This window comes from Escherichia sp. Lx600-2 (assembly GCF_036662595.1).
Taxonomy (GTDB): Bacteria; Pseudomonadota; Gammaproteobacteria; order Enterobacterales; family Enterobacteriaceae; genus Escherichia; species Escherichia coli.
On record NZ_JAYQWM010000002.1, the window covers coordinates 144,802 to 153,520 of the forward strand.

Consider the following 8,719-nt stretch of genomic DNA (forward strand, 5'->3'; position numbering starts at 1 on the left):
GCGAAGCCTACTCATGAGCATCTTGTACGAAGAGCGTCTTGATGGCGCTTTACCCGATGTCGACCGCACATCGGTACTGATGGCACTGCGTGAGCATGTCCCTGGACTGGAGATCCTGCATACCGATGAGGAGATCATTCCTTACGAGTGTGACGGGTTGAGCGCGTATCGCACGCGTCCATTACTGGTTGTTCTGCCTAAGCAGATGGAACAGGTGACAGCGATTCTGGCTGTCTGCCATCGCCTGCGTGTACCGGTGGTGACCCGTGGTGCAGGCACCGGGCTTTCTGGTGGCGCGCTGCCGCTGGAAAAAGGTGTGTTGTTGGTGATGGCGCGCTTTAAAGAGATCCTCGACATTAACCCCGTTGGTCGCCGCGCGCGCGTGCAGCCAGGCGTGCGTAACCTGGCGATCTCCCAGGCCGTTGCACCGCATAATCTCTACTACGCACCGGACCCTTCCTCACAAATCGCCTGTTCCATTGGCGGCAACGTGGCAGAAAATGCCGGCGGCGTCCACTGCCTGAAATATGGTCTGACCGTACATAACCTGCTGAAAATTGAAGTGCAAACGCTGGATGGCGAGGCACTGACGCTGGGATCGGATGCGCTGGATTCGCCTGGTTTTGACCTGCTGGCGTTGTTCACCGGATCGGAAGGTATGCTCGGCGTGACCACCGAAGTGACGGTAAAACTGCTGCCGAAGCCGCCCGTGGCGCGGGTTCTGTTAGCAAGCTTTGACTCGGTAGAAAAAGCCGGACTTGCAGTTGGTGACATCATCGCCAATGGCATTATCCCCGGCGGGCTGGAGATGATGGATAACCTGTCGATCCGCGCGGCGGAAGATTTTATTCATGCCGGTTATCCCGTCGACGCCGAAGCGATTTTGTTATGCGAGCTGGACGGCGTGGAGTCTGACGTACAGGAAGACTGCGAGCGGGTTAACGACATCTTGTTGAAAGCGGGCGCGACTGACGTCCGTCTGGCACAGGACGAAGCAGAGCGCGTACGTTTCTGGGCCGGTCGCAAAAATGCGTTCCCGGCGGTAGGACGTATCTCCCCGGATTACTACTGCATGGATGGCACCATCCCGCGTCGCGCCCTGCCTGGCGTACTGGAAGGCATTGCCCGTTTATCGCAGCAATATGATTTACGTGTTGCCAACGTGTTTCATGCCGGAGATGGCAACATGCACCCGTTAATCCTTTTCGATGCCAACGAACCCGGTGAATTTGCCCGCGCGGAAGAGTTGGGCGGGAAGATCCTGGAACTCTGCGTTGAAGTTGGCGGCAGCATCAGTGGGGAACATGGCATCGGGCGAGAAAAAATCAATCAAATGTGCGCCCAGTTCAATAGCGATGAAATCACGACCTTCCATGCGGTCAAGGCGGCGTTTGACCCCGATGGTTTGCTGAACCCTGGGAAAAACATTCCCACGCTACACCGCTGTGCTGAATTTGGTGCCATGCATGTGCATCACGGTCATTTACCTTTTCCTGAACTGGAGCGCTTCTGATGCTACGCGAGTGTGATTACAGTCAGGCGCTGCTGGAGCAGGTGAATCAGGCAATTAGCGATAAAACGCCGCTGGTGATTCAGGGCAGCAATAGCAAAGCCTTTTTAGGTCGCCCAGTCACCGGGCAAACGCTGGATGTGCGTTGTCATCGCGGCATTGTTAATTACGACCCGACCGAGCTGGTGATAACCGCTCGTGCCGGAACGCCGCTGGTGGCGATTGAAGCGGCGCTGGAGAGCGCCGGGCAAATGCTTCCCTGCGAGCCGCCGCATTATGGTGAAGAAGCCACCTGGGGCGGGATGGTCGCCTGCGGGCTGGCGGGGCCGCGTCGCCCGTGGAGCGGTTCGGTCCGCGATTTTGTCCTCGGCACGCGCATCATTACCGGCGCTGGAAAACATCTGCGTTTTGGTGGCGAAGTGATGAAAAACGTTGCCGGATACGATCTCTCACGGTTAATGGCCGGAAGCTACGGTTGTCTTGGCGTGCTCACTGAAATCTCAATGAAAGTGTTACCGCGACCGCGCGCCTCCCTGAGCCTGCGTCGGGAAATCAGCCTGCAAGAAGCCATGAGTGAAATCGCCGAGTGGCAACTCCAGCCATTACCCATTAGTGGCTTATGTTACTTCGACAATGCGTTGTGGATCCGTCTTGAGGGCGGCGAAGGATCGGTAAAAGCAGCGCGTGAACTGCTGGGTGGCGAAGAGGTGGCGGGTCAGTTCTGGCAGCAATTGCGTGAACAACAACTGCCGTTCTTCTCGTTACCAGGTACCTTATGGCGCATTTCATTACCCAGCGATGCGCCGATGATGGATTTACCCGGCGAGCAACTGATCGACTGGGGCGGGGCGTTACGCTGGCTGAAATCGACAGCCGATGACAATCAAATCCATCGCATCGCCCGCAACGCTGGCGGTCATGCGACCCGCTTTAGTGCCGGAGATGGTGGCTTTGCCCCGCTACCGGCTCCTTTATTCCGCTATCACCAGCAGCTTAAACAGCAGCTCGATCCTTGCGGCGTGTTTAACCCCGGTCGCATGTACGCGGAACTTTAAGGAGCAGGCTATGCAAACCCGTTTAACCGAAGAGATGCGGCAGAACGCGCGGGCGCAGGAAGCCGACAGCATCCTGCGCGCCTGTGTTCACTGCGGATTTTGTACCGCAACCTGCCCAACCTATCAGCTTCTGGGCGATGAACTGGACGGGCCGCGCGGGCGCATCTATCTGATTAAACAGGTGCTGGAAGGCAACGAAGTCACGCTTAAAACACAGGAGCATCTCGATCGCTGCCTCACTTGCCGCAATTGTGAAACCACCTGTCCTTCTGGTGTGCGCTATCACAATTTGCTGGATATCGGGCGTGATATTGTCGAGCAGAAAGTGAAACGCCCACTGCCGGAGCGAATACTGCGCGAAGGATTGCGCCAGGTAGTGCCGCGTCCGGCGGTCTTCCGTGCGCTGACGCAGGTAGGGCTGGTGCTGCGACCGTTTTTACCGGAACAGGTCAGAGCAAAACTGCCTGCTGAAACGGTGAAAGCTAAACCGCGTCCGCCGCTGCGCCATAAGCGTCGGGTTTTAATGCTGGAAGGCTGCGCCCAGCCTACGCTTTCGCCCAACACCAACGCGGCAACTGCGCGAGTGCTGGATCGTCTGGGGATCAGCGTCATGCCAGCTAACGAAGCAGGCTGTTGTGGCGCGGTGGACTATCATCTTAATGCGCAGGAGAAAGGGCTGGCACGGGCGCGCAATAATATTGATGCCTGGTGGCCCGCGATTGAAGCAGGTGCCGAGGCAATTTTGCAAACCGCCAGCGGCTGCGGCGCGTTTGTCAAAGAGTATGGGCAGATGCTGAAAAACGATGCGTTATATGCCGATAAAGCGCGTCAGGTCAGTGAACTAGCGGTCGATTTAGTCGAGCTTCTGCGCGAGGAACCGCTGGAAAAACTGGCAATTCGCGGCGATAAAAAACTGGCCTTCCACTGCCCGTGTACCCTACAACATGCGCAAAAGCTGAACGGCGAAGTGGAAAAAGTGTTGCTTCGTCTTGGATTTACCTTAACGGACGTTCCTGACAGCCATCTGTGCTGCGGTTCAGCGGGAACATATGCGTTAACGCATCCCGATCTGGCACGCCAGCTGCGGGATAACAAAATGAATGCGCTGGAAAGCGGCAAACCGGAAATGATCGTCACCGCCAACATTGGTTGCCAGACGCATCTGGCGAGCGCCGGTCGTACCTCTGTGCGTCACTGGATTGAAATTGTAGAACAAGCCCTTGAAAAGGAATAAAAAAATGAAAACTAAAGTCATTCTTAGCCAGCAAATGGCGAGTGCAATTATTGCCGCAGGTCAGGAAGAGGCGCAGAAAAATAACTGGTCTGTTTCCATTGCTGTTGCCGATGACGGCGGTCATCTGCTGGCGTTAAGTCGCATGGACGATTGCGCGCCGATTGCGGCTTACATCTCCCAGGAGAAAGCGCGTACCGCCGCGTTGGGGCGTCGTGAAACTAAGGGCTATGAAGAGATGGTGAACAACGGACGTACCGCGTTCGTGACTGCGCCGTTATTAACGTCGCTGGAAGGCGGCGTACCGGTTGTTGTTGATGGGCAAATTATTGGTGCCGTGGGCGTTTCTGGTTTAACCGGAGCACAGGATGCGCAGGTCGCGAAAGCGGCAGCAGCGGTGTTGGCGAAATAAGCGAAAATGAGGAGAGAAACAATGAGTCAAACCATAACCCAGGGCCGTTTACGCATTGACGCCAATTTTAAACGTTTTGTGGATGAAGAAGTTTTACCGGGAACAGGGCTAGACGCTGCGGCGTTCTGGCGCAATTTTGATGAGATCGTTCACGATCTGGCACCAGAAAATCGTCAGTTGCTGGCAGAACGCGATCGCATTCAGGCGGCGCTTGATGAGTGGCATCGCAGCAATCCGGGGCCGGTAAAAGATAAAGCGGCCTATAAATCTTTCCTGCGTGAACTGGGCTACCTGGTGCCGCAACCGGAGCGCGTGACGGTGGAAACCACGGGCATTGACAGCGAAATCACCAGCCAGGCGGGGCCACAGCTGGTGGTTCCGGCAATGAACGCCCGCTACGCGCTGAACGCGGCGAACGCTCGCTGGGGCTCACTGTACGATGCGTTATACGGCAGCGACATCATCCCGCAGGAAGGGGCGATGGTCAGCGGCTACGATCCGCAGCGCGGTGAGCAGGTTATCGCCTGGGTTCGGCGTTTCCTCGATGAATCACTACCGCTGGAAAACGGCAGCTATCAGGATGTGGTGGCGTTTAAGGTAGTTGATAAACAATTACGCATCCAGTTGAAAAATGGTAAAGAAACCACGTTACGTACCCCGGCGCAGTTTGTCGGTTACCGTGGCAATGCCGCTGCGCCGTCCTGCATTTTGCTGAAAAATAACGGCCTGCATATTGAACTGCAAATTGATGCCAACGGGCGGATTGGCAAAGACGATCCGGCGCACATCAACGATGTTATCGTCGAAGCTGCTATCAGTACCATTCTCGACTGCGAAGATTCGGTCGCGGCGGTTGATGCGGAAGATAAAATCCTGCTGTACCGCAATCTGCTGGGCCTGATGCAGGGGACTCTGCAAGAGAAAATGGAGAAAAACGGTCGGCAAATCGTACGTAAACTGAATGACGATCGTCAGTACACCGCCGCCGATGGCTCTGAAATTTCTCTGCACGGACGCTCGTTGCTGTTTATCCGCAACGTGGGTCATTTGATGACCATTCCTGTGATTTGGGACAGTGAAGGCAATGAAATCCCGGAAGGCATTCTTGATGGCGTCATGACTGGCGCGATTGCCCTCTATGATTTAAAAGTGCAGAAAAACTCGCGCACTGGCAGCGTCTATATTGTGAAACCGAAAATGCACGGTCCGCAGGAAGTGGCGTTCGCCAACAAACTGTTTACCCGCATTGAGACAATGCTCGGTATGGCACCGAATACCCTGAAAATGGGCATTATGGATGAAGAACGTCGGACCTCGCTGAACTTGCGTAGCTGTATCGCTCAGGCGCGCAACCGCGTGGCGTTCATCAATACCGGTTTCCTCGACCGTACCGGCGATGAAATGCATTCGGTGATGGAAGCTGGCCCGATGCTGCGTAAAAATCAGATGAAATCGACGCCTTGGATCAAAGCCTACGAGCGTAATAACGTGCTTTCCGGTCTGTTCTGTGGGCTGCGCGGTAAAGCGCAAATTGGTAAAGGCATGTGGGCAATGCCGGACCTGATGGCAGACATGTACAGCCAGAAGGGCGATCAGCTGCGTGCCGGGGCAAACACAGCCTGGGTTCCGTCACCAACCGCTGCTACGCTCCATGCGCTGCACTACCACCAAACCAACGTACAGAGCGTGCAAGCCAACATTGCCCAGACCGAGTTCAATGCTGAATTTGAACCGCTGCTGGACGATCTGCTGACTATTCCGGTTGCTGAAAACGCTAACTGGTCGGCGCAAGAGATCCAACAAGAGCTGGATAACAACGTGCAGGGGATTCTGGGGTACGTGGTGCGCTGGGTGGAGCAGGGGATTGGTTGTTCAAAAGTGCCGGATATTCACAATGTGGCGCTGATGGAAGACCGCGCAACGCTGCGCATCTCCAGCCAGCATATCGCCAACTGGTTACGTCACGGTATTCTGACCAAAGAACAGGTGCAGGCGTCGCTGGAGAATATGGCGAAAGTGGTTGATCAGCAAAACGCTGGCGATCCGGCTTATCGTCCGATGGCGGGGAATTTCGCTAACTCGTGTGCTTTTAAAGCTGCCAGCGATTTGATCTTCCTCGGCGTGAAACAGCCAAACGGTTATACCGAACCGTTATTACACGCCTGGCGTTTACGCGAAAAAGAAAGTCATTAATAGCGTCAAAAAAGCCCCGGCAAGTTTTATTGTCGGGGCTATGATAGTAACTGCGGTAGTACATTTATCCCGGAAATAACCGGAGCGATTATCAGGGTTTAACAATATTAAATACCCGTAGCGCATTACTAGCGGGATTAAAACAACAATATGGACATCTTAACGATACTCTGCGCCTGCGTGTGCGGAACAGAAACCCTTACCCGATATACTTGTTATGCCAGAGGTAGCAATTGCGTTAGCGGCGTACTGTTGCTGTAAAGTATAACGCCTATATTTTACAGTTCAGTCCTCTTTTGCTTATTACAACCTTAAGTATATCAAGCATATAAAGATAATAAGAGACTGAACAATATGGTTACCTGGACCCAAATGTATATGCCGATGGGAGGACTGGGGCTATCCGCTCTGGTCGCCCTGATCCCGATAATATTCTTCTTCGTTGCACTCGCGGTATTACGTCTGAAAGGACATGTCGCTGGAGCGATAACCCTTATATTATCTATCCTGATTGCGATATTCGCCTTTAAAATGCCGATTGATATGGCATTTGCTGCTGCGGGCTATGGCTTTATTTATGGTTTATGGCCTATTGCCTGGATTATTGTTGCAGCGGTATTCCTCTATAAATTAACCGTTGCCAGCGGTCAGTTTGATATTATCCGCAGCTCGGTCATCTCCATCACTGACGATCAGCGTTTGCAGGTGTTACTGATTGGTTTCTCCTTTGGCGCGCTGCTGGAAGGGGCGGCTGGCTTTGGTGCTCCGGTGGCGATTACTGGTGCTCTGCTGGTGGGCCTGGGCTTCAAACCTTTATACGCGGCAGGGCTGTGTCTGATTGCCAATACTGCGCCGGTGGCGTTTGGTGCGTTGGGCGTGCCGATTCTGGTCGCCGGTCAGGTAACGGGAATCGATCCGTTCCACATTGGCGCAATGGCGGGACGTCAGTTACCGTTCCTGTCGGTTCTTGTGCCGTTCTGGCTGGTAGCAATGATGGACGGCTGGAAAGGGGTGAAAGAGACGTGGCCAGCGGCGCTGGTTGCTGGGGGAAGCTTCGCTGTCACTCAGTTCTTTACCTCTAATTATATTGGTCCGGAACTGCCGGATATTACTTCGGCGCTGGTGAGTATCGTCTCACTCGCTTTATTCCTTAAAGTCTGGCGGCCGAAAAATACCGAAACGGCAATCAGCATGGGACAATCCGCAGGTGCGATGGTGGTAAATAAGCCATCTTCTGGCGGTCCCGTGCCTTCAGAATATAGTCTGGGGCAAATCATTCGAGCGTGGTCACCGTTTTTAATCTTAACGGTGCTGGTCACCATCTGGACCATGAAGCCGTTTAAAGCGTTATTTGCTCCGGGCGGCGCGTTTTATTCACTGGTGATTAATTTCCAGATCCCTCATTTGCATCAACAAGTGTTGAAAGCGGCACCCATTGTCGCCCAACCAACGCCGATGGATGCGGTGTTTAAATTCGACCCCCTCTCGGCTGGCGGCACCGCTATTTTTATTGCGGCGATTATCTCTATCTTCATCCTCGGCGTGGGCATCAAGAAAGGGATTGGCGTCTTTGCCGAAACGCTAATTAGTCTGAAGTGGCCGATATTGTCGATTGGCATGGTGCTGGCGTTCGCTTTCGTCACCAACTATTCCGGCATGTCCACCACGCTGGCGCTGGTACTGGCAGGTACAGGCGTGATGTTCCCGTTCTTCTCACCGTTTCTCGGCTGGCTGGGCGTATTCCTTACCGGCTCGGACACCTCCTCTAACGCCCTGTTTGGTTCACTGCAATCGACCACGGCGCAGCAAATCAACGTCTCTGACACTCTGCTGGTGGCAGCAAATACCAGCGGCGGCGTAACTGGCAAGATGATCTCCCCGCAATCTATCGCCGTGGCCTGCGCCGCGACGGGCATGGTGGGCCGAGAATCTGAACTGTTCCGCTACACCGTGAAGCACAGTCTGATTTTTGCCAGCGTTATCGGCATTATCACGCTGTTGCAGGCGTATGTGTTTACCGGGATGTTAGTTTCGTAAGTCAATAATGCCGGATGAAGGTAAATATCATCCGGCTTTCCATTTGTTTGTCGTTTATCTCGCCAGGGAACCGTTTTTACGATTGGCTTCTTAATACATAGTCTCCGTTTTACAATGCAAATTGTTTAATATTTATACGTCTGAGCTTCTGTGCTGGTTATAAAGCACCCACTTTCATGAGATCAATTTTAGTATGTTATTACATTGCTACGTCTGTTCTTTTCATGACGAATGGCGTTTTTTCTCTTGTTTGTACTTTTCACGAGAGCAATGAGCAGATC

6 protein-coding genes are annotated in these 8,719 nt (G+C 53.8%); all 6 read left to right on the forward strand.

Features of this window, described 5'->3' with window-relative positions:
- Nucleotides 1–13 precede the first annotated feature (13 nt).
- The 6 genes from glcD (at nucleotide 14) to glcA (ending at nucleotide 8,438) form a co-directional block, all read left to right on the forward strand.
- Nucleotides 14–1,513, forward strand: coding sequence for a glycolate oxidase subunit GlcD (gene glcD / locus OQV04_RS01390; protein ID WP_000026117.1), 1,500 nt, complete (start codon nucleotides 14–16; stop codon nucleotides 1,511–1,513).
- The gene (gene glcE, locus OQV04_RS01395) at nucleotides 1,513–2,565 is read left to right on the forward strand and encodes a glycolate oxidase subunit GlcE (protein WP_032281586.1); all 1,053 of its coding nucleotides are present in this window, start codon (nucleotides 1,513–1,515) and stop codon (nucleotides 2,563–2,565) included. Before glcD ends, glcE begins: the two co-directional genes overlap by 1 nt.
- Nucleotides 2,566–2,575: 10 nt before the next feature.
- On the forward strand, nucleotides 2,576–3,799 hold the full coding sequence (glcF, locus tag OQV04_RS01400) for a glycolate oxidase subunit GlcF (protein WP_032281585.1): 1,224 nt from the start codon (nucleotides 2,576–2,578) through the stop codon (nucleotides 3,797–3,799).
- A gap of 4 nt (nucleotides 3,800–3,803) precedes the next feature.
- On the forward strand, nucleotides 3,804–4,208 hold the full coding sequence (locus OQV04_RS01405) for a GlcG family protein (protein ID WP_000853256.1): 405 nt from the start codon (nucleotides 3,804–3,806) through the stop codon (nucleotides 4,206–4,208).
- Between the two features lie 21 nt (nucleotides 4,209–4,229).
- Nucleotides 4,230–6,401: a malate synthase G gene (gene glcB, locus OQV04_RS01410; RefSeq protein ID WP_032281584.1), complete on the forward strand. Its 2,172-nt coding sequence runs from the start codon at nucleotides 4,230–4,232 to the stop codon at nucleotides 6,399–6,401.
- 354 nt (nucleotides 6,402–6,755) lie between these two features.
- Nucleotides 6,756–8,438 (forward strand): glycolate permease GlcA, encoded by a 1,683-nt coding sequence (glcA, locus tag OQV04_RS01415; RefSeq protein ID WP_000259302.1) that lies wholly within the window; start codon nucleotides 6,756–6,758, stop codon nucleotides 8,436–8,438.
- Nucleotides 8,439–8,719: the final 281 nt, after the last annotated feature.

Excerpts from the sequence above, each read along its gene's own strand:
- glcD (WP_000026117.1), top strand. The coding sequence starts at position 14 with ATGAGCATCTTGTACGAAGAGCGTCTTGATGGCGCTTTACCCGATGTC.
- glcE (WP_032281586.1), top strand. The coding sequence starts at position 1,513 with ATGCTACGCGAGTGTGATTACAGTCAGGCGCTGCTGGAGCAGGTGAAT.
- glcF (WP_032281585.1), top strand. The coding sequence starts at position 2,576 with ATGCAAACCCGTTTAACCGAAGAGATGCGGCAGAACGCGCGGGCGCAG.
- OQV04_RS01405 (WP_000853256.1), top strand. The coding sequence starts at position 3,804 with ATGAAAACTAAAGTCATTCTTAGCCAGCAAATGGCGAGTGCAATTATT.
- glcB (WP_032281584.1), top strand. The coding sequence starts at position 4,230 with ATGAGTCAAACCATAACCCAGGGCCGTTTACGCATTGACGCCAATTTT.
- glcA (WP_000259302.1), top strand. The coding sequence starts at position 6,756 with ATGGTTACCTGGACCCAAATGTATATGCCGATGGGAGGACTGGGGCTA.